Genomic DNA, 26,980 nt, shown 5'->3' with positions numbered 1-26,980 from the left:
GATTGTACGATCTGTACTATCGGCTTACTCAACGAAACCACTGATCAAGGATTGAAAATGTTGGAAAGAAAGGCTCTTGCTGATGAGATCACGACTCATTTTATATTCCTTCAATTATTCATAGAAACCAACTCAGCCTCCGGCCTTATTGATGAAAATATAATAAGCGAGGACTTTGTTGCTAGCATTTTGAATACATCTCACAAATGGAACTTAACCAATACCAACCATGTCACTCCAAATACACAATCCATTGACTTATTGGATGCAGGAAACCGAATAGGCGTTCAAGTAAGCTCACGAATTGATTTGAAAAAAATCAACTCAACCATTACCAGTCTAATCGATAGCGAGCATCGCGAAAAAATTGACGAGCTATTCTTTTTCTCTTTAAAGCCCAAGAAATTTAGATCTAAAGTTAGCGCCATCTGCCCAGGCGTGAAATTTACCAACAAAAACGTCCTGGACTTTAACCTAGTATTGAGAAAGACGAAAGCCTTATCCACAGGAGTAGATGACTTAAAGCTGTTGCGCGACATTGTAGTCAAAAATTTCGCCGAAACACCTAAGCGCATCATTAAAACAGCGACAGCCATGAGTAAATGGCTGTCAAAATTTGACAATTCCATGATTGGCGAACAGCTAGAGGAACTACTAGGCCGATCCTTTCAAACTGGAGAGACAATTAAAGCCCAAGTCATTCTTCTTATTGAAAAGAACGAACCAAGCCAGGCAAAGGAACTACTGGACAGTTTAGCCAAAACCAGTAAAGCCATGGCAGCGCAAGACTTGATCGATATAGCCAACCTGTACGCGCTGCTAGACTCCGACCAAGCTGACATTTATTATTCTCACGCAGCAAGCTTGAACCCCGAAAGTGTGAAAGAGGCTAACATTTATGCCACAAGCCTTATGCTTAGAGGTAGGCTGCCGGAGGCCGAAAAAATCTTTAATGCATGCCTCGAAAAAGCAGATATAAGCCCACGCGAACGGGAAGCCGTACTAGGAAATCTAGGCTTTCTTTACAAAAATAACGGGCGAGTGCCTGATGCCATCGAAGCTTTTGAAAAGGCGCTTGTAATATCCGAAAGCATTGATCACAAAATAGGCCGAGTGAAACATCTCAATGGCCTTAGCAGCTGCTATACAAATCTAGGAAACCTCGAACTATCAGAGAAATATTACAACAAAGCAAAGCTACTACTTGACGAAGTAATGGACAACTCAAAGAGCGAAACTGAAAGAAGAGAACTACGTTCGATCAAGTCTTATCTACTGACAAATCTCGCTATTCGATTGAAATACAAGGCCGAAATCTCAGGCGACGAGAGTTTGCTTCATCAAGCACTGGAAGTATTGCATCACGCCATTGACTTGGCAGAACTGCTGAAAGACTCGGGGAGCTTATTAAAGCACTACGGCAATATCGCAAACATCTACCAGAACCTTAAAAATCTAGAAAAATCAAGGGAATACAACTTAAAAGCCTACGACCTATCCGTCAAAGAAGAAGAAAAACGTTCTCAAATAGCAGCACTTTTAAATCTCGGCCTGGTGGACAAAGATGAAAACGACTTACCTTCTGCAAAGTCAAATTTAGAACTTGCCCTCAAGCTGGAAGAAAACCTATATCCAAATCTTCGAGGCCACATACTGGCCAGCTCCTCGCTCATCCATAAAGCATTGGGGGAGCACTCACGAGCTAAAGAAGACTTTGCGCAGGCGGAGCAAATTTATAAAAAGCTGGGCCTGCGAGATCACCTGCATAGTTTGCACGTAAGATTTTCACAACTTGATCAGAAGATCTCATAACTACTACCAACTACCGTTCAAATTGCCGAGCCACATTTTAAATCAAGAGATGGACTGGAGTTCCAAAGGAAGCCCAAGGCAAAGACAAGCTCAATGCTGCTGATGCCATCTCAATAGGATTGATCGAGAAGGCATGGAAATGCAAATGGGTGATTCCGCTCATTTCCATATCTGCGGGCTACCCGATGCGACTGAAAGCAAATTCTGTTGAAGGACGCAGGCCAACACGGCATCAGCATAGAGTGCGATATCTGATCATAGCCACCCACTCCGGTATCACGGGGTGGGTGGCGTCGGCTGACAATCGCGCAGCCACCTTATCGGCACAAGACGACCGCCAGAACCGGTATGACTTACACAAACACTTCCCTGCTCCCGCTAGTCACCAAAGATAGACTCAGTCAAGAGCGAATTTGAAGTTTATGAAGCCAGCCTTCATGTAAGCATCACATGCTGCTGGCAACCAAGCATTGGCTTACACAACCTCACAGGCAGCACTTTTTGTACTTGAGTCCACTTCCGCAGGGGCACGCATCGTTACGCCCATGCTTTTTGGGGGCAAACAATCTCTCCATGGCCTTCAGGCCCTGTCTAACCGATGAAGATGGTTTCATTTCCCTTGTTAGATCATCCAGCTGGGTGGACTTCTCCCACGGGAAATTCAGGGTTATGCCAAACTGAATTTCACCATTAACTCCCACCGAAACCCCGTACCATTCCGGCGTCTGATGTGTGTACTTGCGTTTGGCACAGTGCACCTCCAGCGTTCGAACGGCTTCCTCGGAAGGAGTGGGGTTACAGTGAAAACAAATCCCCACCCCATGCTCAGTCATACCAATCGTAAAATCATGGCGCTTGCCATCGATTTTCGTCATGTTGGTCAAGCGCTCAATGGCATGATGAACCGCATTACAGGTTTCTTCGCTCATAGAAAGCAGGGTGAAACCCAGTTCAAGAATTGCTGGGTTAGGCCGGCGCTCAATTTGCTCAATCAAGCGCTCGTAGTACGTCCCTTTCATCCTAGTGAGAATGCCTTCAGGGACTCGCTGGCCCGGTAGTCCTTCCCGCCGGACAACCATGGCGGCATCTAACTCTGCTGCGATCGAGTCCTCCAGCATCACCATATTGAACTGATCGTCGAGCCAGAGATTGCACCGCAGATGATAGGCCAGGGCTGTGAGCTCGTGCCCCGGCATCAGCTTTGATGATGACTCTGAGCGCATTCGGACATAGCTTAGAAAACGCATGGGCGTATCAAGCATCTCCGCAAGGACATCCAGCAGGAATACATCCATCACCAAAGGTGGACGAACGACCTCATCGGCTGAGTATTTGAGGTATTGGCTGGCTTGGAATGCTAACGCCGGGTAGTGGTCGGACACGACGCAGAACGGGTAGATCTCTTTGACCTGCTTCGGAAGCGCAACAGCTTGGCCCTGATCATCTTCGAGGCGGCAGCTCCCAGCTCTGATAGCTGTCGCACATTCAGCCCCTTGGTCATAGGCTTTCTGAATGGCAGCAGCAAAATCAGCCTTGATGTGTCCATCGCTACCTTTGCGGGCCGCCAGGGTCAGCTTTTTAGCTTTAGCCTGAACGATGATAATCCGATCCCCGAAGATGACCAGCACGTCCGCTTCTGCGACGATCCGCTTCCCCTCGATCAAATTGACGTTGGTGTGGACGTTTGACTTTCCGAAGACCGATACCAAGCGGCGCAGAGAGAACTGTTCGGTAAATGCACCACGATTGTCTGAGGCCTGTTGCTTGTAATCCTTATCCTGATTCATCCAGAAGAAAGGCGACTCGTACAGGGCTTCGTAAATCATGTGATTAGAGAACAGAAGTACTGAGTCCCGACCTGTTGGCAGCAGAGGCGTAGCCGCTACCTGGTTGAAGTCCCCAACCTCCCTGAACAGGCCATTATCACCACTGAACGTCAGCGCTTTGAAAACTGCCTCAACGACACCCTGTTCCAGGCCCGAACAATGGGCTACTTCTTGCGCCCTGAACTCGAAAAGCTCCAGCACCGAGCCTGTCGGCATCTGGCCTAGCTGGGGTTCACCAGTCAGTCGCGCTCCGTTGTTAGCTCGCTCGTTCATCAACGAACACATCGCGTTCGCCACTCGTAAAGCTTGGGCGCTGCTGAACCCCATGACCCGCTCTAACCAGGCATCATCCGGCGCGTGTTTCTCTGCAAAAAAATCTCGATACTGGAAGCTGTAGGCTGATTCGGTGGCATAGAAAATGGGCTCCTTCATCATCGGCCCTTGCCAAAAGTCCTCCACGACTTCGCCCTTCTGGGCTTGTGGGGCCAACTCGCCGATCACCTGGCCGTTGAGAGCACTGTGAAGCTCACCCAATAGCTGGTCAGTGCGGGAGGCATAGCCTCTAAGTGTGGTTTCATCGACCTCAGACAGATCGAGAGGCTGACGCATCATCAGACCCAACACCGTGCTTATTTCATTGCGGTTGAGTCTTTTACGGTCAAATATATGATCAAGATCAGAGGGCTTGTGCTCACCCTGGAACGACACAAAGTTGTCGCGATGACAAATCCCGGCTATAGCGTGAGCGTAGCCTGGTCGAGCCGTCAGATTTATCAGTTCCTTGAAAACTTCGGCTTCACTTCGGTGCGTGGGATTCATTCCTGCTGCTCCAAGGTTCGTGATTCCTATGGGAGGGTGGACTTCCCGTCTCCCTCCCCCCATCGGTGATGTTGCTTGGCGAACTTACTCGTTAGATTTTGGCACATATCGCTTATCAGGTATGGCAGTACGCAAGCAACAATCCGGCCCGAAACCTACACCCTAAACTCCTTGGTCATGGTGCTAACGACATAGGGGTGGGCTGTGGGTTGATTATCGACGTCCAAATCGAAGCGAGCAGCCTGGTAATCCGGCTCAAAAACCACGGGATGCTTCGCTGAAATTCGCTCTGACTGGAATGTACGAGCCTGTCCCGGGAATTCGTAAACCACTTTGAGAAGGCTCCGCTCGTGAGCCGGCAGGTTCCAATAGTCATTGGTACTGGCAACGGTGCCCACATAGAGGAAGCGCAAGCCATAGTCACGCAGATGGCGCTTGCCCTTTGGGAGCGGGGGGAAGTCCATCAGCGTCAGCAGGACAGGCAGCACATCCTTAACACCCATGTCCCGGTACCGCCAGATGCCGTGGCGATCAGCGTATCTGAGGACGGAGACAAAATCGAAGACCGAGGCGTAACCGATGATCCGGTCGAATTCTCGCCAGTGATACCGCCAGATCGCAAAGAAGTCCTCTCGAAGCCTCTGAGCGTCGTCGGCATTGCCCTGTCCGGGATGGAGTGCGCGGTAGGCTCGAGCGTTGAAGGCTTTGACCGGACAGGGAGCGCTGTCCTCGAAGTGAACGAAATTGGGAGTGCGAAGCTTGCTGTGCTCAGCTCGCAAGAACACATCTTGTCGGCAGATATCACAAAGGGCCGGAGGTCGTACTCGCTCCTTGCCATTTTTATCAACGGGCTTTCCATAGGCGTCTTCATAGCCCTGAGCATCCAGGGTTTCGAGGGTGTCACGGTGTAGTGCTGTCCGCATGCCAATTCTCGACTGAATCAATCGGCCATAGTGGCGACACTTCGACTACCAAGCAACGACCAGTTGGTCTCACAGCAGCGAGATAGAGCCATCCACCCTTCACCCTAGAGAGTCATCAAATAGCGGCATTACCTCTCGACACGCCCAGATTGTAGTAGTGGAGGCCTGGGGAGACCGCGACAACTACCGAAGCTGAAGCAGATAAAGCGAAGAAAGCCGATGATGAGAAGTTGGCGGCCCAAACAAAAGCAAAACCTGAGCCGAAATCAGCCGGCAACGCATCTGCTGGTCGACAGCCATTGAGGGCGGCGCACTCTACTGCCCCGAATGATCAGCAGCAGAACTGGTCAGAAAACAGCCCAGACCGAGAACAGGAGCTAGTCTGGATTGCGCTGCTGTTTACGTCCTCAGCACCCTACCTCAGAGGTTTTTTGTCGGACATAGAAATGCAAAAAGCCCCCGAAGGGGCTCTTATCCGCATCATCGTCATCCAATCGGTGTGCGGTACTACCGGGGAACATCGCAATGCTCATTACTGCTCAACTGATTTGAGAGGGAACCCGTCGGTAGATGATTTAACTGTATATCCGTACAGCTATAATGTCAACAGCTATTTCGAAAGCTGTGGCTCCATTCCCTATTGTTTGGTGTGCTGGCTAGTGGCTGCCGTGAAGGACGCGCGAGCGGCTCTCTAATGCCATGTAGCAGACTTACCTGCTAAGCCAGATCACCTCCTCCTCCAGCACCTTGCAAGTCACCCAAACAAGCACGCATGCTCAGCGTCTTGCCTGTAACCATTCAGCTGACGAGCGAAGGAGCAAAATGATGGGGTCGTACGGGGGTTACATTGAGCGGTTGGCCAAGAAGGTCGAAGCTCGGTTGCAGGATATCGAAGCGATCTACAACTTCGACCTGGGCGACGAATTCGAACTCGCCCTTTGCGCCTTGCTGGAGGACGTGCTGCCTGCCAAGTACGGGGTTTGTCGTGGCTTCGTTGTCGCCGAAGATGGCAGGACAGCTGGGGATGACGTCATCATCTACGACAAGATGGCCAGTCCAACCCTGCGCTCCAGCCTGAGCCGGCAGTTTCCGGTCAAGGAGCAGATCCCGGTTGACGCTGTGTACGGCTACATCGAGTGCAAGCACTCTATAGCGACCTCAGAGGTACTGGAGAAGGCAATCGGCCAGGCCGAGGCGGTGAAGAAGCTTGTGCTCACGCGCCGTGGCCTCAACAACCCTGACTATGAAAAGGATGGGCCGGTTTACAACGGGCGGCCCAGGGATTGGCCACGTACGTACCCACCACTGAAAAACCAGCCTTTCTGTGCAGTATTTGCACGCAAATTTTCACCCGACGTCGCCCTCCCTCGCACTTACGGCGAACACACACCTGATCTATTAATCCTAGGTAACAGCCACATCGCGACTCAGACGGTGAACCTGGGCCCAGACGGCATCAAGTCATCACTCTTCTTTGACACCAAGTACGGGGCAGGCTTGTACACAGAACAGGCCCCCGAAAACGCGTTTGGCCTCGGCTTAGTGACCCTGCTTGAGGCCCTGAGCTGGGTTGAATTGCTGCCCATCGACTGGACTGGCACGCTCAACGCTACCTTCTTCGAAAACCTGCGAAAGGTAAGAGCCAGCACTCAGTCCTAGTACTGCTTGGAAGAGTCTGGCTAGCAACCCAGCCCGACCACGTCAGGTGAGCTGGCAAGCGAAGGCCACCCTACGGTCGGGATTTACCTTCCGACCATCTAGGGCCATGATGACAAGCGCAGCAGGCTCGCCTTGCGTGAGCCATCGGAAAGGTTACGGACAACGAGTGCTTTCATGGCTGAGCAATTTCACTATCCGGCAGACCTCCTGGAACTGCTGATCAAGACCATCCCGAAACTGGTCAAGTCCAAGCAATCCGTCATCCTATTTTTCCAGGGTGCCGGGGTCACTGAGGAGGATTTGGCAGCCGTCAGCGCAACGGTGAAAACCACGCCAGGCTCGATCAGCAAATACGAGATCGTGCGCACCGTGCTGACACGCTTAAACATGCGTGGTGATAACGGATTAGGCCCACGTCGCGGGGTGATCCGTCGGGTCGTCGAATTTGAGGATTTCGAATCTTGCTGGCCAGACGACCGTCTCGAAGCCAAGGGCTTGGTAGCAAGCGTCCGTGATGCAGTGAACAAGAAAGATGCGTTCACCAGGATGCAGCAGGAGCGAGAGGCTGAACGCGATCAAGCGCAAGCAACACACCGTGCAGCCCAGCAGGAAGCCGCGCGCAAGCGCAGCGAGGTCGAGGACGTAAAGAACCGTCTATTCGCCCTCTTCGGTATGGACGACCAACCCCAAGAAAGAGGCCGACGCCTGGAGGTGGTGCTGAATGATCTCTTCCGTGCTTACGGCATCCATGTGAGAGAGAACTTTGTCCGCAGGGCACCGGACAGCGCGGTGGTGCTGGAGCAGATCGACGGCATCATTGAACTCTCGGGCACCCTACACGTGGTGGAAATGAAGTGGCTTAAAGACCCTGTAGGTGTAGGCGATTTCAGCTCGCACCTAGCGAGGGTGATGAACCGAGCAAACGTGTCGGGCATCTTCATTTCAAACAGCAGGTACACGCAGGCCGTCATCAGTCAGTGCGCAGAGTTCCTTAATCACAGAACCATTTTCCTGTGCACCCTAGAAGAAATCGTGAGCCTGTTGCAAAACCAGGGCGATTTAGTCGAACTTCTTAAAAAGAAGTCTCAAGCCGCAATCATCGACAAGAAACCGTTTCTAGAGGTACGAAATTAAGAATCATTTTCGACAAGCTGAGACAGCTACATCGCAAGCATTACAATGAAACACCCAACAACCACGAGCACAAAAAACACAATGAAAGTCAAGCCAGGAACTAAATTTACACTGTGCTCGCCAGATGAGCTTGGAAGTCTTGATTACACCACTAGTGTCATCCTCTTAAACACCTATTCCGCCAAAGATAGGAAGATGATCCGATCGGCACTCAAGGCTGGACTTAGCACAGGCAAGCTCACCCCTTCTGAAAAAGATGCCTATAACCTCTGCATCCATGAGTATACTCATTATCTTGACCTGACGACTACGGTATGGGGCGCTGAGTTTCTTTTGCGCCGGAATGCCGCCTTGTCAAAGATCTTGACGCAGGGCAAATTCGCTGCCTCGGTGGTGATGTTGAACATAACCGAAATCATGATGCACGAGGCCTTCAACCGGGTCTTTCATCAGGTCAAGCTAGACAACCTGGTTCTCAACAACCGCCTGCACTACTCCGAAACCTACGGTACGATTGTAATCATTACGTTGATTAAAGGTGGAGTACCCATCGCAGAGACGGCTTTCAGCATGCTCTCAGTTCTTGAAGCCAACGCCATTGCCAGTGAATTTGAAGGTGAATATAAGTGGGTTACCTGTAGATTAGATGGACTAAGCCAATTTCAGCAAAACAGGATAGAGTCTAAATTTCAAAACTTACTAGAAGACAGCCAGAGGCTCGAATACAACATCATCCACATTCTCATCGCCACCCACTTCCCAGAACTACCACTTCGCCACAGACTCAAACTCGCCTCGACACTTTGCCACCTCGCGCTTGACATGTCGAACATGAATCTTGCGATGTTGGCCAACATAATTAATGACTTTGTTCTCAACAAAAAACTGGGAGATGTGCTGTGCAACGACATCTGTCGTGGCATGTCGCGTCACGTCGTGGTTTTTTATTTAATACTAATGCTCCATGGATATACCAAACAGGTCGACATGACAGCTGCGCAAATGGCTGACCGTATTGAAGACTCAGCCCTCCAGCTAATTGATGACATGCTGAAGCTTTGGGGAATAAGTTATCCACTCTCTGAAGCTCTAAGCGACCGAGAGTTCGCACTGGCCATCAAACTACTTAGGCAAGAAGACTCCAAGTTCAGGCATACTGGGCTGCTCCGTGCTGCAAGTTACAATCGAAAGCTCCGCAAGACCAGTTTCAAAACAAGCGATGGCTTCCGGCGTTTCAAATTGCCTGACATCCTCCTCGATGATCACACCAGGATACGCGCACCATCTCGAATACGCGCCAACGTCTTGACCCATTGGGAGCGCATTTACGATGAGTGCAGCGCGCTTGATCAACTCGTTAATGATGCAGAGTCAATGAGAAAGTTTCACATGCCACTTGGTGTTTACGGCCCCATGCAACAACGGCGTGAGGATCACTTTATGCAGCATCTGACCAATACCGATGATGATCTAGAGTGAAATCCGGCATAGCATTGAACCTACGCGCCTCAACGGCGCGCAGGCTTGTCATCAGTCAACTTATCTCTTTAACAAGCCTACGACAGCTCCACCAGCGCTTTAAATGCTGATTCCGAATCCCTGAAAATCACTCTTCAGCGTCGCCTGGCTAAGAATTGAAGGAATTTTGAAGAGGAACTTATAAGCTTGATAAACGAATAGTGGCATCAACAGAAGCCCTAGGCCATAAGTCGCCACAGCTACGATTATGGGCGCTGGCACAGCAGCAACAGCATAAATAACACCCTGCACCCTGGCGCCCTTGGAAAGGGTCTTTATTTCGTCAAGGTCGTAGTAAAACTTGCCCGAACCGTCTTCAAATCCAACGATCACAACAGTATGTTTATCAATATTTTTAACATACCACGTCCGTGGCACATCATTGCTGAAAGCCCCTTTTCTAGCTAGATAGTCAGGGACAACCAAGCGCTTGATGTAGTATGTCTTGCCAGACTCATCTTCAAGGCGTAGCCATCCCCAAATTGAACGCAAACGGACTGTTCTGACGGAGATCCGCACCACCCCCGGCCACCACCTCCACGCAGGTGGTGGCTTTTTTTCGGAAAGAAGAAATCTTTAACACCTAGGCATGCGATGGCATCAAGGCCATGTGGGAGATCGGCTGATGTCGATGGGGGAGCTGTGCTCCTGCGCCATACCCCTCAATCATCTCCATCGACGCGTCTCATGATTTCAAGGTAGGCCTGACGACCAGCGAAGTTGAAGGCGTGCGGCTTGAAACTCAAGAATGCGTCCACCCCTAGTGCCAAGAAACCTACTATGAGGGTTGCGAATTCGGTAGGCACCTGACCAGGACTCCCCTCATGCCAATTGATCTATTTACCCACCAAGTCGAGGTCGACGCTCAGCACTCGATCTTCAAGATGATGAATGAAAGTCCCTACGGGCCTGAGCGCGCTGTACTGGCTCAATGGGCTGAGGGCTTTGCAGACCGTGATGGGAAGTTTGTGAGGGAGCTCCAAACGACTTTCGAATCGTCTTTCTGGGAGCTCTACCTGTTTGCCGCACTAAAGGAGTGGGGTCTACCGATCGACCTTCGTCACCATGCCCCCGACTTCGTGGTGGAGGGCGAAGTGCCCTTCTGCCTGGAGGCGACGATTGCGAATCCACCGGCTGGTGGTGAGCCTGCATACGGCTTTCCTATGTCTCCGCCGCCGAAGGATTTCACTGATTTCAACATTGAATCGACCCTGCGGATCTGCAACAGCTTCAATGCCAAGGTCAAGAAATACCGAAAAAGCTACCTCAACCATCCCCATGTTGAAGGCAAACCCTTCGTGATAGGCATCGCGTCATTCGACAGGCCGCATTCACATTTCGCATCTGGCCGCCCCATCCTCGCGGCACTGTACGGGCTTTACCACGATGAGGCGGCGACCAAACCAGGGGATACCCACGTAGCATCGTACAACGTCACGGCAGCCCCAAAGAATGCCAACACCAACATCGACGTCGGACTCTTTTGCGACGATGCTCATGCGGAAGTATCAGCGGTTGTTTATAGCTGCCTGGCCACATGGGGGAAGCTGAGAGCTCTGGCCGACAATCCTGAAGCACCGTCCGTGTACACCAGCTTCCACCCCAATCCAGGGAGCCTGTTTCCAGTGGTGCGGACAGCACCGAAACGAGACTATGCCGAGCACCTTATGGACGGCCTGTATGTGCTCCACAATCCATTTGCTCGCAATCCTCTGCCTCCCGGGTTACTGAGCCATCCTCGGCTCTGCGAGGTCAGGGTCGCGGATGATGGAGAGCTCATCATGGATGCCCCGGATGACTTTCTGTTGTTGAGGATGCTGCACAGCGTAAAGCTCACTTGATAGCTGACTGGTCGCTTCAGGTGCCCAACCCTCTAATCCACTGTATCCTGCCAGATCAGATGAAGCGGGCTTCGATCCGCTGTTCCTAAAGGCAACTCAGATGTCCGTCAGGTTCATACTCTTCGACGCCTTCGGCACCTTGCTTCGAATCCCGCAGGGCAGACACCCATATCGCATGATTTTGAAAGAAGGCATCCGCCAAGGGCGTCGACCTCAATCGAACGATCTACACCAAGTCATGACCCGCAGCCTGGGCCTTGCGGAAGCGGCAGAGCTTTTCGGGATCAGCATCCGACCCGATCTCATGGCCGAAATCCAAGGTGCGCTTGACGCGGATCTCAGTAGCATCGAACCGTATGATGATGGGTTGCGGGCCGTGGAAATGTTGCAGGCCGAAGGCATCAAGATCGCCGTTGCCTCCAATCTCGCTGCGCCGTATGGAGAACCCGTCCGCCGACTGTATCCAACGCTTGATGGTTATGGCTTCAGCTACGCAATTGGCGCGATGAAACCTGAACCGTTCATGTACAGGGCAAGCTGTGAACTCATCGGTGCCGATACCAGTGACTACTTCAGCAGAGACCAGGTCATGATGATTGGTGACTCGATCCAACGCGATTGTTACGCGCCTCGCGAAGTGGGTATCCGAGGCTTCTTCTTGAATCGCAGAGGTGGTGAGGGCTTCAAGAACCTGACCGACTTTGCTGACCACGTGTTAGCCACCAGCAGCGGGTTGGCATCTTAAACTCTCAACGGCACACCGAGATCGGGGAAGGCGACATCCATTGCGGCATGCTATTTGAAAAATACCTTGCTTTACACCGGCATCAAACCCATCAGACCGGGACGACCGAAATCAGCTCGATATACTTGAACCGTTTTTTCCTGGCTGCGCTTCTAGCCTCTTGCTCTGCCAGGAGTTTGCTCAAGGTACTCGCGTCGTAGCTGAAGAGTTCCTCATCGCCTTCAAAGACCTTGCTGACCTTCAGCGTTACTCGAAGCTTAGGTGAGGAGAATTTACGCTCTGCCTTTTTCTCGGGGATCGGTTTGATAGCTTCAGGTGTAGGAGGTTTTTCAATTGGACGGAAGCAGAAGTAGAGGTGCCGAACAGCGCCCGGCGCATTTCCTCCTCACTCAAATCAAGGGTCATTTCAGGTGTCTCACGGAGGGTGAAGTGGAGTGCATACAGCAATATGACCAAAGCATGCCAGCCATCGAAACTGACCCGATCATTATGACTGAACGAAAGCCAGGGCGCCGCAGGGATCTACCGATAGGGAGTTCCTACTGCATGGCTTTGTGCGAGCTGACCATACTGCGCCTGATCAGGCTTAAGAGCGCCGATGAAATGCAAAAGCTGTAAATCCATTTTTTGTACTGTAAACCGACCTAGTTAACAGTGCAAAAAGTGGTTTACAGCCCAAAGCTTTTTACGGTTCGGGAGGTTGGCCGGGGTCTACGCGCCTGCCGCCCACTGCCGCATCCGCTCTCGACTGGTTCAGTACATTGGGGGGCGAAGATGCACGGTTCGACGCCAGCTGCTCACGCATCCATTCACCTGATAGATCGAATTCTTTCATCATGGCCGCGAACTCCTCATTACTCAGAGCCAGGGCTATGCGGTCTTGCGTCATGGAAACTCCTCAGCAGCCAGGGTAAGTCGTGCCTGGTTGTCTCACTGCTCGCTCACCAGCCTACGTCTGCCCCGAAGAGCGCATCACGCATCACCGGCGGCGCTGCATGCTCAAAGACCAGCCGGCGTAAGAGATACTGGTTCAAGTGTGAACGAAGTCGAGAGCGCAGTTCGACGCACAGTTCCGACTGCCCAAAGTCAACGTTAGGCCAGCGCACCAACAACGCCTTCCGCAAAATCGGCAGCACCTGATGCCCAGCAGTGTTGGGATATAGGCGAGTCAAATCGTCCAGCCCAGAACTGCGCTTGTAGCCCGCCAACGCCAGGCTCAGAATCTCGCCCAGAGCATCCCCGTAGACCTGCGAGGCCATCTCCCACATCCGCTTCTCGACATCACTTTTCAAATCAAAACCCCACAACTACTTCGTCACCGCACCATGCGGTCTTCAACCGCAGCCTGACGATTACTCCCGCCCAAGGACGATCAATCATGCACGTGGAACTCGATCTCAATCAAAACGACCTAGAAGCCCTTCTACGACACTGTGAAGCGTTCAGGCCTGATAGCGGCGACCCTCGGGAGGATCAGCGCTTGGCAGACGCACTAGAGGCTCTGGAAGAAGCTCTGCGGGAGGCTAACGCATCACGATGAGGCTCGGGGCTGGCACAGCAGAACAATTTATCAATAACCAGGGCTAACGTTGCCAACCCCTCTTCTCAGCCAACATAGCCGCCGTTGGATGAGACGGGTGCAATTCCAGGCGGAGCGATTCACTCAAAAAAAATATGGAAATCGCGGTCGTTTGTTTTCAAAGCGTAAGCAGGGCCTACGGCCCTAAAAACCGATCTCCCTGAACACCCCGCCTCGCCATGCGGCAAGGCAACCTACAGGCGAAAAAGCGAGAAGCAAAAGCCGGCAAGACACGCCATCAAATAGCGCGTTGATCGTGCATCAGCGGTGGTGCAAACACCGTTAAAATTCTTTTGCTCTCAAATATAAGAGCTCCGTCTCGTTTAAAAATTTTCAAGAGGGAGGGGTCAACAAGTTGTCGCAAAACTGAATCTTTTGTCGCCTCAAGGACAGTTTGTCTGACGCTGTCCAAAGCTTCTCCCCGAAACCGCCTTGTGCGCCACACCGTCAGGGAGAGATGAGACTTGGCCACCCGCAGCTTCAGTACCCCAGATCGATTGAAAAATAATCGTCTCGCACGACGCCAGGAGCATGCCCATCCCGCACCAGCCGATGCTGAAGACAACGCTTTAGATGCAATCGAGCCTCCCAGCGAAGCTCGATATGATCGCCATGGTGTACATGCCAGATGTGCCTAGGGCTCTGCTCCGTAAGCGAACAGCCAACACACCTTCCGAGCACCCAAATTAAGGGCGATGGTGTCCGCCTATTTTTAAGCGGACGCGATAGCCCTTAATGCGCCAACGAAACTCTTACCCCAAGTCGTTCAAAGCCCAGGTCGTCCAGGAATGCCTGCAACCTGGTGCTTCCATATCCAGTGTTGCCATCAGCCACGGCATCAACGCCAACGTGATCCGAAAGTGGATACCGCTTTACCGGGACAAATCACCTGCAACACTGCCGGCGTTCGTTCCGGTAAAGATCGCACCGAAAAGGCCGACTGAAGCCTCAGCGATCGTCGAGCTGATTTGTGGCGAGCAAACCATCACGGTGAAATGGCCATCTTCCGATCCCACGGGCTGTGCCCAGTTTGTACGCGGGCTGACACAGTGATCCGCATCGACACAATCTGGCTGGCCACCGAACCGATGGACATGCGCTGCGGCACCGAAAAAGCCCTCGCCCGTGTCGTGGCTGTCTTCGGTGCGGCGCAGCCGCACTACGCCTATCTGTTTGCCAATCGCCGAGGCAATCGCATAAAAGTCTTGGTGCACGATGGCCTTGGGGTTTGGCTGGCAGCACGCCGTCTGCACCAGGGAAAATTCTCCTGGCCAAATCATCGGCAGGGTGACCGGATGGAGCTGAATGCTGAACAGCTCCAGGCCTTGGTGGTCGGTCTTCCCTGGCAGCGCCTTGGGTCTGACAGAGCGATCCGTACCCATTAAGAGAAATGGCTGACATACATCGATCAATTGATCGGGCACAGTCATCGCCATGACGCTTACTCTGCTCCAACATCGTACCAAGATACTTGAAGCCAAGGCTGCTCAACGCGACGTGGTCTACTCGTGTTGGGTCGTCATAACCAGGCCTGCGCCTAAAGGACGAAAGCGCCTCTCGAAGCATCTGAGGAACCTCCTCGGGAAAATGCGAACAGGAGAGACGCCACACTTGTGCTTCCACATCGGAGTTCAAAAATAGTACCAGCCATCATGAGCAAGCTCGGCCAGGGTATCGGTTACCTTGGCCAGAGGCCTCGGATTATTCTGCGATCAGCCCCTGCTTCCTCCACCGTCTGCGGACGAAGGTTTCGAACACATAATCGCCCTGCAGCGGCAAATTATCGGCATGGTCGCACACGATAATCTGCGGCATTACCCCAGTGTTTTTAAAGGTGATATCGCAGAATCTTGCGAGGTTGCTGAACATCTTCGAAACTGCGCTCACGTCCTCGTCGACCGTTCTGGTGGTCTTCCGGTCACCGCGCAACTCATCTGCAACGAATGAGTCAGCATCATCGGTCGAAGGGAAGTAAACCTGCGTCGGTTGGTCGAGAAATAGGATCGGTGGCACCTTGCATGTTGGATGTGCGGCGAACTGGTAATGCAGAGCCATGAAAAGGGTCAGGTGGGAATACAGCCAGTTGGCACCACTCCCCATAGACCGCAGAAACACCTTTTTGACCCGCCCACCTTCGATAGGTTTTTCATGCCAGAGGTCGAAGGTCTCTACGTCAAATTTCAAAGAGCCGGATTTATACGAGTCCTCGAAATCAAAGTTTTTACCCAGAGCCCTCATGGTTTTGTTGATGTCGTTCTGCAGGGCCCAGAGTTTAGACTCAACGTCATACTGGGCCATCAGCTCATCAAATCTTTCGACCTCGTTCTGCCAAAATTCCACCATTCCTTCTACTTCTGAGGGAGGATTGGCGATACGCCGCTCGATTGCCAACTCAAGCTTGAGCTTTGCCTTCTGGGCTGCAGCATCGACAGACTTGGATTTCTCCAATCGATCCGCTTCATCATCAAGAGGTTTCAGAGCGGCTTCAATCGCTGCCAGCTCTTTACGATATTGTTTGAGGTCATTATCAATCTTGCGGCGCTCTTCACCGAAGCCTTCTCGCGCGTAACTCGATACCTTGAGCTCCCCATTCAACCAGTGAATGGCTGCCGACAATTTGTTGGCTTCGTCCTCAGCGACATCAGATTGGGATGCGCAAACAGGGCACGCTGCATGTTCCAGATTAGTCGCCGAAGGAATGGGCAGTGCGGTTAGAGATTCGGCGAAGCCTGATGCTTGTTCAGTCGAAACCTTCAGCAGGTAGCGGGTATTGAGCGCCTTCTGGATCGTGGACATCAGCCCGGCTTTTTGGTCACGTAATTCATCCCGTCTCGCCTCAAAAGCGTTGGACAGACCATCGACCCTGACCGAAATACCGGTGATGCGCTCAAGGGCCGGCTTGGGCTTCGCCCAGATTTGCCCAGGAGTAAGCTCTGTCAGTGGCTGACCAGCCAGTGCCTCATACTCCTTCAGCAAGGTTTTGAATTCGTCGAGATACTCCTCCTTGATTTTTTCCTGCTTGGGTATCTGCGCTATGGCGCGCTTGAGCTCATACAGAGCCTCGGTACGCAGCTTCGCCAGATCGAAGTAGTCTTCCCCAACGATGTTCATGAAGATTTTGAACTGATCTATGGCTTGATCACGTTTACGCTTTTCTTCGAACCGGTAGAAAATCGCATGCCGATTCGCTACCAGATTTTGATGCTGCAACATGAACGATGCGAAGCTGCGCACTGAGGGCGTAGCGCTCCACTTTCCGGTCATTTCTTTGTGCAGAGGATCGGTGTCGATGTTTTGCAACGTGACGCCGAAATAGCGCCCAAGGCTCTTGAGAAAGGCATCCTTGTGTTGGAAGAAATTCTGAGTGAAGAAGGTGTCGACGTCCTCGATGAGCTCAAGCGCGTCGTCCACGGCTGGCCCGGAAAGCTCACGCAGGAAGCAGCTATTGCCTGCTGCCATTCGTCCCGTCACGACTGAGACACCTGGAAAGCGTAGGACTGTGAAAAAATACTTTGCACGATCCGTGATGATGCCTTCAGGAATCGTGTCCTCGGAGCTGCCAAGGCAATAATCAAATATGTCGAGGATCGCACTCTTACCCTTCGACGATCTGCCCGTCACGATGTTGAGACCAGGCTTGAAGGGAACGTGATGGACACCGTGTTCTTTGTCCACCACCCCGATGTACTCTACATAACACTTCATAGCGATTTAAGTCCCAACATCCTGTAAATGGAAACGACGTTCTCACCGGACAGCACCATGGCCAGCTTCTGGCTGTACCGCACCAGCGACTTGTCAGCATTGATTGATTGCGGTTTCTGAAGTGATTGAACCGACAACTCGGCAGTGACTTCCAGGCTTTTCTCAGCGGCAAGGATGAGCAATGCGGCGTTCGTAATCGGCTTGAACTCCTCTACTCGCATCGCGAGCCCGACGAGCCTGGAAGGATCTGCGGCCATGGTTCGGACATTGCTATCCCTGCGAGCCCACTTCAGAAACCCATGCATCGGCTTGTAGGTGACCAGCGGAAGAATGAGATAACTGAGCAGAATATCCTTCTCGATCGGCTCCCAGTGCTCGTAGAAGCTCTGGATGACTGGAGCCAGTGCAAAGGGGGTTCGGTGCAGGGTGTACAGGTGGTCAGAGACTTGAGTGGTCATTTCCAAAGCCTCCAATGGAACTCATCATCTTCATCCTCTGGCTCCTCGCTGGCGAGGATGTGATAGATGCCATTGCGAAACTCGGGCATCGTGTTTTCCAAGCCACAGAAAGGCTCAACAGCCAGAGCGTTACGCTCCAGATAGAACATCATCGAGCGGGTACCCAGCGCGGCTGGACACGTCACTCCCGCACAGCCGAGCATCGCAAGCGCACGTCCGTATCGATGCTGTGTGAGATGATTGCCGAGGTAGAGATCCACCATCGACTTGAAGAGCACGCCATCAGTGTAAAGATCCGAGATCGTGGTCTGCGCAACGACCCGATGCAAGGCGGCTTCCTTCAGATGGGTCTCACCACCGATCTCCACAATCTTCTGAGCAAACAGCATGGGGCGAATTTCTTCGGCGTTGATGGTTTTCTTCAGCGCCTTTACGTCCACTGCCGGGAATGTTCGCGGATGCTTCATGTATCGATGGGTGAGTTCTGACAATTTGTCAGTAAAGGCTTTGTGGGTTATTACCCACCTGCCGATCACAAGCTGCGGACTGCTTATGAAACCCAGCAGCTCTTCGATGAATTGCTTGCACTTGGAAGGCCGAATGGGCTTGAGATGCCGGGTCTCGTAGTTCTGGAGACGTTGCTCCAACGAGTCGGCACCAGTCGTGATGTGCATACGCTCCAGCACTTCCATCAGTGCGTCCCGGCGCTCGGGCGCCATCACATATTGCTGAAGCGATTTGGACTTCGAGGCCTTTGCAGCACTCGCTTCGGCGTCAGGCTCGTCTTTTGAGTTCGTGTTGGCATCGGCTTGGGACGGCGCAACGATGCTCTCCATGATGGCGAACCGCTCTGCGGGAGTGGCGGTGTTCCAGCCCTTTAGGAGTGTCAGCGCTCCGAATTTCTGAGTCGTCAGCAACACCAAGGTTTTGAAAGAGGTGCGCTCAAAATTTTCATGGAGCCAGTTTTTTATAGTGTTCCAGAAATTGGCATGACTGTCAGTGAGGCTATCGGTGTAGAGCTTTACCTCAGCCTGAGTTTTCCCGGGAACAGTGACATCCCCCATGGCTTCCAGCCACATACATTCACCTGGTGCCAGGTCGTAGCAGTACTCCACTGCCACCAGCAATTGATACTGGAGCGCCTTGAAGAGCAATGTCGCATCGAACGGCAAGGGCGCGGCGCCGGGCAGCGTCGCATTCTCTGGTTGCGTCGTATCCATAGACATTCCAATGTTTGGCCATGCTTCCCTGACCAGCGACTCACCTAGCACATCGAGCACACGCTTCAATTCTGAATACGCGTCAGCAAATCAATGCCAAGCCTCAGCCGAAGGCATCGGTGAAGGGAACACTACCGTTATTCAAATACTGTATATAAATACAGCTCAAACTCAATGTTTGAGTATATGCTACCAACATTTTCATCTGGTGATTTCGAAAAGCCATCACGATTTCCATCGCACCTCAGAAACATCGGGTTTGCTTCATAGAGGGCTGCAGGCATGGTTGATAATGATCGCCTAGACGATCGTGCTTCCAGGACTGGGGCGACGATGCCGCCAAGCTGATTAGGACGTCATTGAGCATGACGTGCAACGTCACCGCATCTTTGAACGGGTGTCACGGTGCAGGGAGCACTCTAGGAATTCAGGCATAAGCTCACGGTCACCAAGGTATTTGCCTGGCTGCAGCGATTGACATAAATTTCGCCCGCATAGAGCTCCGCTCATCATTGATGTCCGGAGGAGCCCTCTTGGGCGAACCCCATCAAATGCCCGAAAACCAATCGAAGGAATTCGCCATCAATACCCAGGCATTTAGCGTCCAAGCTGACAGCTACGGCTTCACCAGTTGTAGCTACGCCGACATCGTAACCCTGGTGGATGAGGCGGTAATCATCCTTCAGGAACGCGGTATACGCTTCACTCCTGGGAGTGTGCTTCACAAGCTTTTTGCAGACGCCCGTAAGCTCGACAAGCAATGGACGCAGAGCAAAACATCACCCAATTTGGTAACGGGTATCAACGCCGCTTACGCAGAGAAGATTGCTCGGATCATCTCCACGCTCAATGATGAGCCGGGTATTGATGAAGCCCTTCAGCGAATCTCTGGGGCAGACGTGAACCTGTCGAACCGATCCAAATCCCAAGGCAAGGACGCATTATGGGAGCTCTCGCTTCTGACCGCCCTCAAGCGCAGGATGCCGGCCCAGTTGATCGACCCTCCCGACATTGTTGTCGACTTCGGATTTGGTAACTACTCAATCGCCTGCAAGAAAATCTATGAGCGCAAAAGCCTTGTCTCTAGGTTACGGGACGGTGCCAAGCAAATCCGCGAATCAGAGAACCCTGGCTTCATCGCCCTGAACATCGACGACCTCCTCCCGGGTGAACAGATTCTGACGTCGCAGACCCCGGCATCAGCCCTTCAAATGCTTTCCAAAGAGATTCGGGAGTTTGTCGAAGACGAGTCGGGTGCATTTGGACGGATCAAAAATAAGACCTACCTCGACGGCGTTTTGATTTCAGCATCGACCATTTCTGACATCAAGGAAACGAGCACCCGTCTCAACCTCACAACCACTTTCGACTTTTACCCGTTCCAAACTGATGGACTGGGCATGGAACGCTTTATTGCGCTGAGAAAAAGACTATCCCCTCGCACAACCATGGGAAAAGGGCCCTTGGCTGTAAACATCACCTGGCCAAAGTAAATCTTCTGGCAAAGGCAATAGTGCGGAGATTGGTTTGACTACCATAAGATGCGGGCTGTGTGATTCAAGAAGCATCAGCGTCCCCGCCAATCTCCAGGTTCAGGCATCCTGGCCATAAGCTAGGCCGACTGCCACCTCAGCTTCAAAAAACGCGAAGCACTGCCGACAAAGGCATCGTTTTTCGACGACCATGGCTGAGCAGCACGTAAAGTTTGTTCTGCGTCTGAAAAAACATGCCGTCGCTGAAATCAATCAACGGTGACGAGCGCAGCCAGAGGGCGCTGCTGGTTTTGGTACAGCTATCGAAGACCACATTGAGCATCAGCAGCATCACCGGCTTCTTGCCCTCCATAGCCAACTCCTGGACGACCAAATCAGGCGCATCGAGATCAAGCCAAACCCACTCATCGACGATGCAAAAGCTCCTATCCGGGAATCTCGTCTCTGTCATCCGGATCGCTTCCTCAAGATCCATTTCCACCCCTGGCATGACCGCGCTTGGGCCAACGATCTCCTCGATGTCTATGTATGACATGGTAACTCCTGCCCATCCATTGCTTCGCCAAATGGCCTTGTTTCGAAGGCTTACGAGCGCGCGGAAGCTTCTCGGGTCATCGACATCACCACTGTCTGCTGCCCCCCGTCGACCTCCTCAATCATGAACATAAGAAAGCTCACGATGACATATCGATCACCCGCTGTGGTGACAGCGATCGAATAGCCGTGCTGCTCTTCCATCGCCGCCAAATCCTCGGTGACGACCGTATCCCCGTTTTCGGCGCGCTGGTGGATGTCAAAAAACATCGCCGCTTTGAAGCCCAGTCCGACCGGACGAGCATCGAGCAAATAACCGCTGATCTGTCCCTGGAAAGTGACCCTCGTGGCCTTCAGCAACGATTCTGGAAAATACACTGCAAACATCCTCTTCTCGCACGCTTCAAGCCATTCAAAGCGTGATCACACACTGGTTGTTGAAATCGACGTCTTCCCCTGGATAACCCCTTGGATTGGACAGAAATCTGATTCCATTGATCGTTTCATCGACAGCCACGTGAGTGTGTCCAAAGATCCAGAGATCGACCTTCATATCCAGGAATTCCTCCCAGTTGTTGCCGTAAGCGGCCCGCAAATGCGGATGCGTTCCATAGTCCGGAACAAAATGCATCAAAGGCGGGAAGTGAGTCACCACGATCGTTTTTCCCTGAAAGGGTTGTTCCAGCTCGCGATGAAGCCACTCACGAGACTCTTGCGCGACTTTGCGAGTCTGTTGGGGTACCAGGGTTCGATATTGCGGCTCGACCCGAATGACTTTGTAGTCATTCATGAGCGCCCGTGCGTCCAGCATCGCCAATGGCGCATTCCCGGTACCTTCAAAATCAGACCACCCGGTGCATCCCACGAATCGAACGCCATCGAGGACAAGCGTGCGCTGCTCCAAAAAGTGAACGTGGGCAGCTTGGGGGTTGCTAAGCTGATCGAGCGTCTTGTACCAGCTCGATTTGTAAAACTCGTGGTTGCCAGCTACGAGCACGGTCTCCTTCGAAAAATGTTCGCAGGCCCAATTGGAGCTCCGACCTTTGATGTTGATGTCACCAGCGAGAATGGCAACGTCATACAGAGATGGGTCGGGCAGCTCGACGGGCTGGAACTCGACATGGAGATCCGACATTACGAGAAGTCGCATGAGCCACCCCTCGCCATCATGGCGTGTCTCAAAATCTCCTGGCCTGCCATCAGGTTTGCTCGTAAGACTGCAATGCGCATGAGCCTCGTTAAAAAGGAACCAGACATCTAGCCTCCCCGATTTTCAGTAGAGATTAACAATTGCCATGACGGTCTCCAGGCTGGCTTTTTTTCTCTGACCAGGGCCTGTCAAAATATATAGAGTGTTACGCGTTTCAAACACGTAGCCGTCGGTGAGCGATCTTTGGAAGGTTGACCGAACCCAGTCGCCGACCTGCCGCTTGTTCGCACTGTGGGCCAAGACATTGGATGCATACAGCACACAAGGTTGTAACCCGTCGGCAGCAAGAGATTCGCGGTACTCATCAGTCACCTCAATCTCAATCAGCATCCACTCTCTTACGATGCAGTACGGCTTCCATGAGCGATGACTGATGGCTTCAGCATCAGCCTGGCCGGCATCACCCTCGAAGCCCACCAACTGCTCTCCATCGTTGCTGAACAGCTCCACGATGTCTCGTAACCCGTCACTCATGTAACACCCTGTTCTGCAGCTTTAAATGATCCTAGGCATTGGATTTTTTCGTCATTAGCACCCGGGCTGGTAGATGGCTAGCTGCCCAACACACCTGGCCAACCATCACCCACAGCACATCATCACAAGGGCCTGGCGCACCATCTGGAGATCACGCACAGCAGGCATTCGAACCTCTGAGTCCCACCTCTGCAATCTCAATGGCCCTCGATTAAACGCTGAATTGAAAAGCATCTCTCTAGCCCAAGCTCCCATTTCTTACCTCTCAACCGGCCACATACATCGAGCGATTGTTCGGTTTAGGTGTAAATTGATTCAGGCGGGGCATATGCACCACCGTCTCTATGCTTCAGTCCTCACAGGCCCGTACGCAATACAAGCCAGCGTCTGAAACGCTCAATGCCACTATGAATCAGCCGAGACCTATAAGTCCGGCGATGACAACTATATACAGTAGAACCGGACTATGCAACGTGGCCTCATCCTCCCCTTTTGAGGATCGCCCATGCCCCTGAAACGTGCGTTCGCAGCCGTTCTGCGAGTTCTTCGCAGTCGCAAAGGGCTTTCGCAGGAAGGGTTGTCCGAAGCAGGTACTCGGACGTACCTCGCACAACTCGAAAAAGGCGAATCCGGTATTACCCTCGATAAGCTTGACCTCCTGAGCAAGGCTCTCGATACGAGCCCCCTGACCTTGCTTGCGCTCACGCTGGCCATCCGTCAAAACGAACCGATAGAGTCCGTCTTGGGCCGGCTCACCGCTGAGCTTTCGGAGCACCTGCAAACTGGCTTGATGGAGGAGCTCAAAGCGCAACTGCAAGATGACGCATTGGTGGTGCGTAAGCCCGGCAAGCCAGTTGACGAGAACAGGTTGAGACAGGTACATCAGCATAAGGCCGAAGGTTTGACTCAAAAGCAGATTGCCGAAAAATTGGGGCTGTCCAAGCAGACCGTTCACGACCTGTGGCATCGAAAATCCGATACATAGGGTCTTGGTAAGCAAGAGCAAGAGGATAGTTTTACAACATGGATAGCACAGCATGAACTGGAGCAGGCTTCGACTCGGTTGGTCGGCAGGCATCATCGCATCGATCGTTTACCTACTGCCGCATCTAAGAGATTTCTCAACCATCGTCGGCCCTTGGGCAGCCTATATCAGTCCCCCCAGCTCATCCGATGGACTGAATCCCAAATTGCTGGGACTGTGGCATGAGAAATTTCAATATCCACAGCCCAATGGTGTTGTCGGCTTCGAAGGTACTATTGAGTACTTTCGCAACAAGACATACCGAATCAATGGTCTGCTGAAGAGCACGACGTTTGCACCCTCCACTCCAGCAACCACAAGCTACAGATTCGAAGGCAATGGAGAATGGCTGGCCTCTGATGAGGAGCTGGAAACCAGCTTGATGGATGTGAGAGTTCGAGTCGTCGCCAAATCCTTAGGCGATATAAGCATCCCCACTGCCCCCTCACCCAATACTGAAGAATCCGAGATTGAACGAGGTCTGTTGCTGGCCAAGTCTCAGCGATATGACATCCGCAGCGCTGGGAAGGACGAAATCGTGCTGGAATCGAACGGTCTTTACGCTGATAGCTACGTCATCAAATTGAATCGAACCAAGCAGATGTATATGAGATAGCTGCATCTCATTCCAGCCCATCTGGCCTTCTGGAAACAGGCTACCAGAGAGTGCTCGATAGAGCTGCTACCACCAGGGCTCCACCTGATTTGATCCTCCGCGCGCTTATGAGCCCTCCTCGTCGTGCATCGCGAGTCCGCGCCGCTTACGAGGAGAGCCTATGCGTATAGGTTGGTTTTTGAGTCCGCAGCGAAGAAAGATCAAGGTGGTAAATTCCTACAATTTCAAATGCCGACGCGGGTAGCCATCACCACTCCCGCCCATGGGCAAGCTTTTCCTTGATCTCGGGATCAGAAACGCAATCACATGGTTGTAACTCCGATCTTGCCGGTAGGCTTCGTCCATTCGCTCAAGGCCCTCGCGGATCAACTTCTTCCTCCGCTGCCAGGTCTGCTTGGCGTCTTGGTCAGCCAACAGTTGCTCGTTCGCGAACGCTCGCAGCGTCCATCCGAAGGCGAGTAAATAGCCCTTGTAGTGATCGAAGGCGGTGTTGGCCACGTTAAGGAGGCGAGGCAGGTTGTAGCCCACTGGATGCCCAAAACGGGCACTCAACATAATCGACACAGCCCCATGGAATTTCCCCATTCGGTAGTCCGAAGGCAGCGGAAGGTCAGGACTTGCCGTTTTCATTTGTTCCCGCAAAGTTCGCCACGCCTCATCCGACTCTTTGCTGTCCGTTGCTGCATGCTGCATCCAGAAATCGAGAAAGGCCTGCCGGGCTCGGTCGCTGCTCACGCTACTCAATAGCTCGGCCCTTAGCGTGTCGTAGTCCTTGAAAAAAACCTTTTGCTCTTGGGCGTTCACGATCAGTTGATCAAGAAACACCTCCTCCATTACCCATTCGTCAATGATCGTCTTGCCCCTGAGATGGGGTATGGCGTACCAGCAGTCTAGGGCCATGCGCCTCGCCACCCGAGATCGAGCAAGCGTCGCTTCATTTACGATGAAGACGTTGTTGTTATTCAGGAAGAAAATGTCCTCTTCAGAGGTGCGGGTCGAACTCGGGTCGAAGCTATGGAATATCCAGACCATAGCCCCGTTGTTCGCTCGGTAGAACTCACGTCGACCCGCGATTTCTGTCAGGTACGTGGTCGAAAGCTGCACCTCAAATGCCAGGCGTTGGCCATTGAGCTCAGCTTGGACATCGGGCTTTCGCCATTGCGCGCGATCGGCGAGGCGCACGCCCTTCCACACCTTCTCCACCAACGGCTCGGAGCACTGCTCATCGACTATAAGGCTGTCTCGAATAATGCCTTTGAGCCTCAGGTGTGCTGCGCTCTCCTTCGCAGCGTTGTACTTGATGCAGTTGATCTGCTCGGCACTCAATTGCCCACGCGTTGAAATTGAGCATTTTTGCTCTGCCTCCGCACGTGGGTGATGACGGAAATGGAAGCGCCGTTCCATGGTGCGCACGAGTATCACCGGGGCCATGCACAACGCGCACACAAGCCAAGGATTGCCGGGATCACGAGCATAACGACTCGCCAACTCCCCCCTGTCTTTCATGACCAAACCCAGATCGCGGGTCAAGAAGCTCTGCAGTTCGACATCCAATCCCGTTTCTTGATCGAGGATCTCCGTCAGGAGCATGGTGGCAGTGGGTTGAGCGACCTCATACGTGAACATACAGTTTCCTTTGGCTGGAACTCGCAGCCCCAACCTTTAACCTAAAGCCGTAGGTGATTCCACCCAACACCGTGCGTTTGCCTACCCCTGCCCCAGGTCTCTATCTCGCCTAGCCTGAAGGGGTCGTTGCCACGTTGCATTTCAGTCAGAGGTATTTCAGGGCCTTCTCCAATGCCGGGAGAGTACCTGGATGAAACACCGTGTCCCCCTTGGCGTTCAGCACATCCCCCCTCTTCCCCCGCTCAAACCTCCACTGCAGCAGGAAGCTCTCCGACAATAAGAATGTTAGGGCGTCGCGCTCGAACTCGTTCAGCTTAAAGCTTGGAACGACCTCAGATGACTGCCCACGACGATCGTCGACTCTAAACTCAATACCCGGAGGTATCAGCTCCTTGAGCTCACTCCTTGCTTCAGCCAGTTCAGCGAGCGTCCGGTCAACAAGAATTCGAAGCTTCGGATCCTTGATGCCGTCAACCCAGTCAGTGGAGGACGATGATTTTTTTGCCCGCTTACGAGTACCAGGGGCGTCCTTGAAGCACTTGATCAGAGCTTTGAAATTGTCGCCAGTTTTATTCCGAATCGTCTGTGCACGGGGCCCTCCTCGGGTAGCCCCCACCCGGCCAATATGCTCCGAAGTAAAATTCGTCCCCCCCGCGTCCACAATCTCTTTGCAGATGGCATAAACCACCTCCAATGAGCTTTTTTGGCGTGGCGATTTTGCGCAAAGCAAGGCCAGCATTTCTTCAGGCGTCATTCTATTGAAC

General features: G+C 52.5%; 26 protein-coding genes. 12 read left to right on the top strand and 14 right to left on the bottom strand.

Annotated elements, in window-relative coordinates; all coding sequences use genetic code 11:
• The first annotated feature begins 57 nt into the window (after positions 1 to 57).
• A complete protein-coding gene (locus ACZZ0G_RS19615; RefSeq protein ID WP_463557219.1) occupies positions 58 to 1,812 on the top strand; it encodes an SMEK domain-containing protein in 1,755 nt (584 codons plus the stop codon).
• A gap of 485 nt (positions 1,813 to 2,297) precedes the next feature.
• Here the strand turns inward: ACZZ0G_RS19615 and ACZZ0G_RS19610 are convergent, their stop codons facing one another.
• Positions 2,298 to 4,457 (bottom strand): YecA family protein, encoded by a 2,160-nt coding sequence (locus tag ACZZ0G_RS19610; RefSeq protein ID WP_463557218.1) that lies wholly within the window; start codon positions 4,455 to 4,457, stop codon positions 2,298 to 2,300.
• 155 nt (positions 4,458 to 4,612) lie between these two features.
• Entirely contained in the window at positions 4,613 to 5,380 is a 768-nt protein-coding gene (locus ACZZ0G_RS19605; RefSeq protein WP_259198746.1) for a hypothetical protein, read from the bottom strand.
• Between the two features lie 230 nt (positions 5,381 to 5,610).
• Here ACZZ0G_RS19605 and ACZZ0G_RS19600 point away from each other — a divergent pair, with 230 nt between their 5' ends.
• From ACZZ0G_RS19600 to ACZZ0G_RS19585, 4 genes are all read left to right on the top strand, one after another.
• On the top strand, positions 5,611 to 6,075 hold the full coding sequence (locus tag ACZZ0G_RS19600; RefSeq protein ID WP_463557217.1) for a hypothetical protein: 465 nt from the start codon (positions 5,611 to 5,613) through the stop codon (positions 6,073 to 6,075).
• A 127-nt stretch (positions 6,076 to 6,202) separates the two neighbouring features.
• On the top strand, positions 6,203 to 7,039 hold the full coding sequence (locus tag ACZZ0G_RS19595; protein ID WP_259198748.1) for a DUF6602 domain-containing protein: 837 nt from the start codon (positions 6,203 to 6,205) through the stop codon (positions 7,037 to 7,039).
• Positions 7,040 to 7,213: 174 nt separating this feature from the next.
• On the top strand, positions 7,214 to 8,173 hold the full coding sequence (locus tag ACZZ0G_RS19590) for a restriction endonuclease (protein ID WP_463557216.1): 960 nt from the start codon (positions 7,214 to 7,216) through the stop codon (positions 8,171 to 8,173).
• Positions 8,174 to 8,254: 81 nt separating this feature from the next.
• Complete coding sequence (locus tag ACZZ0G_RS19585) at positions 8,255 to 9,652, top strand: hypothetical protein (protein ID WP_463557215.1); 1,398 nt, start codon at positions 8,255 to 8,257, stop codon at positions 9,650 to 9,652.
• A gap of 99 nt (positions 9,653 to 9,751) precedes the next feature.
• Here the strand turns inward: ACZZ0G_RS19585 and ACZZ0G_RS19580 are convergent, their stop codons facing one another.
• Positions 9,752 to 10,183, bottom strand: coding sequence for a hypothetical protein (locus ACZZ0G_RS19580; RefSeq protein WP_463557214.1), 432 nt, complete (start codon positions 10,181 to 10,183; stop codon positions 9,752 to 9,754).
• A 332-nt stretch (positions 10,184 to 10,515) separates the two neighbouring features.
• Here ACZZ0G_RS19580 and ACZZ0G_RS19575 point away from each other — a divergent pair, with 332 nt between their 5' ends.
• Both ACZZ0G_RS19575 and ACZZ0G_RS19570 read left to right on the top strand, forming a co-directional pair.
• Positions 10,516 to 11,532, top strand: a complete 1,017-nt coding sequence (locus ACZZ0G_RS19575) for a glycosaminoglycan attachment site (protein ID WP_463557213.1) — start codon at positions 10,516 to 10,518, stop codon at positions 11,530 to 11,532.
• 100 nt (positions 11,533 to 11,632) lie between these two features.
• Positions 11,633 to 12,277, top strand: coding sequence for an HAD family hydrolase (locus ACZZ0G_RS19570; protein WP_463557212.1), 645 nt, complete (start codon positions 11,633 to 11,635; stop codon positions 12,275 to 12,277).
• A gap of 685 nt (positions 12,278 to 12,962) precedes the next feature.
• On the opposite strand, the gene ACZZ0G_RS19565 is transcribed toward ACZZ0G_RS19570, so the two are convergent.
• Together ACZZ0G_RS19565 and ACZZ0G_RS19560 are read right to left on the bottom strand one after the other, a co-directional pair.
• Positions 12,963 to 13,166 (bottom strand): hypothetical protein, encoded by a 204-nt coding sequence (locus ACZZ0G_RS19565; RefSeq protein WP_463557211.1) that lies wholly within the window; start codon positions 13,164 to 13,166, stop codon positions 12,963 to 12,965.
• Between the two features lie 52 nt (positions 13,167 to 13,218).
• Positions 13,219 to 13,569 carry a hypothetical protein gene (locus tag ACZZ0G_RS19560; protein WP_463557210.1) on the bottom strand — a complete coding sequence of 117 codons (351 nt, stop codon included), beginning with the start codon at positions 13,567 to 13,569 and terminating at the stop codon, positions 13,219 to 13,221.
• A gap of 1,022 nt (positions 13,570 to 14,591) precedes the next feature.
• Between ACZZ0G_RS19560 and tnpA the strand changes: the two genes are divergently transcribed.
• Both tnpA and tnpB read left to right on the top strand, forming a co-directional pair.
• A complete protein-coding gene (gene tnpA, locus ACZZ0G_RS19555; protein ID WP_463557209.1) occupies positions 14,592 to 14,909 on the top strand; it encodes an IS66-like element accessory protein TnpA in 318 nt (105 codons plus the stop codon).
• On the top strand, positions 14,906 to 15,241 hold the full coding sequence (gene tnpB, locus ACZZ0G_RS19550) for an IS66 family insertion sequence element accessory protein TnpB (RefSeq protein WP_463557208.1): 336 nt from the start codon (positions 14,906 to 14,908) through the stop codon (positions 15,239 to 15,241). The genes tnpA and tnpB overlap by 4 nt, the downstream gene beginning before the upstream one ends.
• Before the next feature lie 316 nt (positions 15,242 to 15,557).
• Here tnpB and ACZZ0G_RS19545 read toward each other — a convergent pair whose 3' ends face one another.
• Genes ACZZ0G_RS19545 through ACZZ0G_RS19535 form a run of 3 tightly spaced genes read right to left on the bottom strand, consistent with a single transcriptional unit; the run spans position 15,558 to position 19,239 of the window.
• Positions 15,558 to 17,561 carry a DUF3732 domain-containing protein gene (locus ACZZ0G_RS19545; protein WP_016771179.1) on the bottom strand — a complete coding sequence of 668 codons (2,004 nt, stop codon included), beginning with the start codon at positions 17,559 to 17,561 and terminating at the stop codon, positions 15,558 to 15,560.
• The gene (locus ACZZ0G_RS19540) at positions 17,558 to 18,019 is read right to left on the bottom strand and encodes a three component ABC system middle component (RefSeq protein WP_016771180.1); all 462 of its coding nucleotides are present in this window, start codon (positions 18,017 to 18,019) and stop codon (positions 17,558 to 17,560) included. The genes ACZZ0G_RS19545 and ACZZ0G_RS19540 overlap by 4 nt, the downstream gene beginning before the upstream one ends.
• Positions 18,016 to 19,239 carry a hypothetical protein gene (locus ACZZ0G_RS19535; protein ID WP_016771181.1) on the bottom strand — a complete coding sequence of 408 codons (1,224 nt, stop codon included), beginning with the start codon at positions 19,237 to 19,239 and terminating at the stop codon, positions 18,016 to 18,018. The genes ACZZ0G_RS19540 and ACZZ0G_RS19535 overlap by 4 nt, the downstream gene beginning before the upstream one ends.
• 533 nt (positions 19,240 to 19,772) lie before the next feature.
• Here ACZZ0G_RS19535 and ACZZ0G_RS19530 point away from each other — a divergent pair.
• Positions 19,773 to 20,732 (top strand): hypothetical protein, encoded by a 960-nt coding sequence (locus ACZZ0G_RS19530; protein ID WP_157221863.1) that lies wholly within the window; start codon positions 19,773 to 19,775, stop codon positions 20,730 to 20,732.
• Between the two features lie 142 nt (positions 20,733 to 20,874).
• On the opposite strand, the gene ACZZ0G_RS19525 is transcribed toward ACZZ0G_RS19530, so the two are convergent.
• The 4 genes from ACZZ0G_RS19525 to ACZZ0G_RS19510 form a co-directional block, all read right to left on the bottom strand.
• Complete coding sequence (locus ACZZ0G_RS19525) at positions 20,875 to 21,267, bottom strand: DUF6957 family protein (RefSeq protein ID WP_016771183.1); 393 nt, start codon at positions 21,265 to 21,267, stop codon at positions 20,875 to 20,877.
• Between the two features lie 50 nt (positions 21,268 to 21,317).
• Positions 21,318 to 21,644, bottom strand: a complete 327-nt coding sequence (locus tag ACZZ0G_RS19520; protein ID WP_038861093.1) for a hypothetical protein — start codon at positions 21,642 to 21,644, stop codon at positions 21,318 to 21,320.
• 34 nt (positions 21,645 to 21,678) lie between these two features.
• Entirely contained in the window at positions 21,679 to 22,416 is a 738-nt protein-coding gene (locus ACZZ0G_RS19515; RefSeq protein ID WP_038860516.1) for a metallophosphoesterase, read from the bottom strand.
• A 123-nt stretch (positions 22,417 to 22,539) separates the two neighbouring features.
• Entirely contained in the window at positions 22,540 to 22,950 is a 411-nt protein-coding gene (locus ACZZ0G_RS19510; RefSeq protein WP_016771187.1) for a DUF6957 family protein, read from the bottom strand.
• A gap of 505 nt (positions 22,951 to 23,455) precedes the next feature.
• Between ACZZ0G_RS19510 and ACZZ0G_RS19505 the strand changes: the two genes are divergently transcribed.
• Positions 23,456 to 23,935 carry a helix-turn-helix domain-containing protein gene (locus ACZZ0G_RS19505; RefSeq protein WP_016771188.1) on the top strand — a complete coding sequence of 160 codons (480 nt, stop codon included), beginning with the start codon at positions 23,456 to 23,458 and terminating at the stop codon, positions 23,933 to 23,935.
• Between the two features lie 52 nt (positions 23,936 to 23,987).
• Positions 23,988 to 24,590 carry a hypothetical protein gene (locus ACZZ0G_RS19500; protein WP_016771189.1) on the top strand — a complete coding sequence of 201 codons (603 nt, stop codon included), beginning with the start codon at positions 23,988 to 23,990 and terminating at the stop codon, positions 24,588 to 24,590.
• 216 nt (positions 24,591 to 24,806) lie between these two features.
• Here ACZZ0G_RS19500 and ACZZ0G_RS19495 read toward each other — a convergent pair whose 3' ends face one another.
• Both ACZZ0G_RS19495 and gmtX read right to left on the bottom strand, forming a co-directional pair.
• Positions 24,807 to 26,216, bottom strand: a complete 1,410-nt coding sequence (locus tag ACZZ0G_RS19495) for a DUF6035 family protein (protein WP_463557207.1) — start codon at positions 26,214 to 26,216, stop codon at positions 24,807 to 24,809.
• Between the two features lie 145 nt (positions 26,217 to 26,361).
• Entirely contained in the window at positions 26,362 to 26,970 is a 609-nt protein-coding gene (gene gmtX, locus ACZZ0G_RS19490; protein ID WP_122554438.1) for a gamma-mobile-trio protein GmtX, read from the bottom strand.
• Positions 26,971 to 26,980 lie beyond the last annotated feature (10 nt).

The organism is Pseudomonas sp. AC169 (assembly GCF_979258515.1).
Note: the sequence above shows the minus strand (reverse complement) of the source record. Positions and strands in the feature narration are given on the sequence as shown.

What these genes read in the sequence shown, in the direction of transcription:
- ACZZ0G_RS19615 (WP_463557219.1), top strand. Translation starts at nt 58, where the DNA reads ATGTTGGAAAGAAAGGCTCTTGCTGATGAGATCACGACTCATTTTATA.
- ACZZ0G_RS19610 (WP_463557218.1), bottom strand. Translation starts at nt 4,457, where the DNA reads ATGAATCCCACGCACCGAAGTGAAGCCGAAGTTTTCAAGGAACTGATA.
- ACZZ0G_RS19605 (WP_259198746.1), bottom strand. Translation starts at nt 5,380, where the DNA reads ATGCGGACAGCACTACACCGTGACACCCTCGAAACCCTGGATGCTCAG.
- ACZZ0G_RS19595 (WP_259198748.1), top strand. Translation starts at nt 6,203, where the DNA reads ATGATGGGGTCGTACGGGGGTTACATTGAGCGGTTGGCCAAGAAGGTC.
- ACZZ0G_RS19590 (WP_463557216.1), top strand. Translation starts at nt 7,214, where the DNA reads ATGGCTGAGCAATTTCACTATCCGGCAGACCTCCTGGAACTGCTGATC.
- ACZZ0G_RS19585 (WP_463557215.1), top strand. Translation starts at nt 8,255, where the DNA reads ATGAAAGTCAAGCCAGGAACTAAATTTACACTGTGCTCGCCAGATGAG.
- ACZZ0G_RS19575 (WP_463557213.1), top strand. Translation starts at nt 10,516, where the DNA reads ATGCCAATTGATCTATTTACCCACCAAGTCGAGGTCGACGCTCAGCAC.
- ACZZ0G_RS19570 (WP_463557212.1), top strand. Translation starts at nt 11,633, where the DNA reads ATGTCCGTCAGGTTCATACTCTTCGACGCCTTCGGCACCTTGCTTCGA.
- ACZZ0G_RS19565 (WP_463557211.1), bottom strand. Translation starts at nt 13,166, where the DNA reads ATGACGCAAGACCGCATAGCCCTGGCTCTGAGTAATGAGGAGTTCGCG.
- tnpA (WP_463557209.1), top strand. Translation starts at nt 14,592, where the DNA reads ATGCGCCAACGAAACTCTTACCCCAAGTCGTTCAAAGCCCAGGTCGTC.
- ACZZ0G_RS19545 (WP_016771179.1), bottom strand. Translation starts at nt 17,561, where the DNA reads ATGAAGTGTTATGTAGAGTACATCGGGGTGGTGGACAAAGAACACGGT.
- ACZZ0G_RS19540 (WP_016771180.1), bottom strand. Translation starts at nt 18,019, where the DNA reads ATGACCACTCAAGTCTCTGACCACCTGTACACCCTGCACCGAACCCCC.
- ACZZ0G_RS19535 (WP_016771181.1), bottom strand. Translation starts at nt 19,239, where the DNA reads ATGGATACGACGCAACCAGAGAATGCGACGCTGCCCGGCGCCGCGCCC.
- ACZZ0G_RS19525 (WP_016771183.1), bottom strand. Translation starts at nt 21,267, where the DNA reads ATGTCATACATAGACATCGAGGAGATCGTTGGCCCAAGCGCGGTCATG.
- ACZZ0G_RS19515 (WP_038860516.1), bottom strand. Translation starts at nt 22,416, where the DNA reads ATGCGACTTCTCGTAATGTCGGATCTCCATGTCGAGTTCCAGCCCGTC.
- ACZZ0G_RS19510 (WP_016771187.1), bottom strand. Translation starts at nt 22,950, where the DNA reads ATGAGTGACGGGTTACGAGACATCGTGGAGCTGTTCAGCAACGATGGA.
- ACZZ0G_RS19505 (WP_016771188.1), top strand. Translation starts at nt 23,456, where the DNA reads ATGCCCCTGAAACGTGCGTTCGCAGCCGTTCTGCGAGTTCTTCGCAGT.
- ACZZ0G_RS19500 (WP_016771189.1), top strand. Translation starts at nt 23,988, where the DNA reads ATGAACTGGAGCAGGCTTCGACTCGGTTGGTCGGCAGGCATCATCGCA.
- ACZZ0G_RS19495 (WP_463557207.1), bottom strand. Translation starts at nt 26,216, where the DNA reads ATGTTCACGTATGAGGTCGCTCAACCCACTGCCACCATGCTCCTGACG.
- gmtX (WP_122554438.1), bottom strand. Translation starts at nt 26,970, where the DNA reads ATGACGCCTGAAGAAATGCTGGCCTTGCTTTGCGCAAAATCGCCACGC.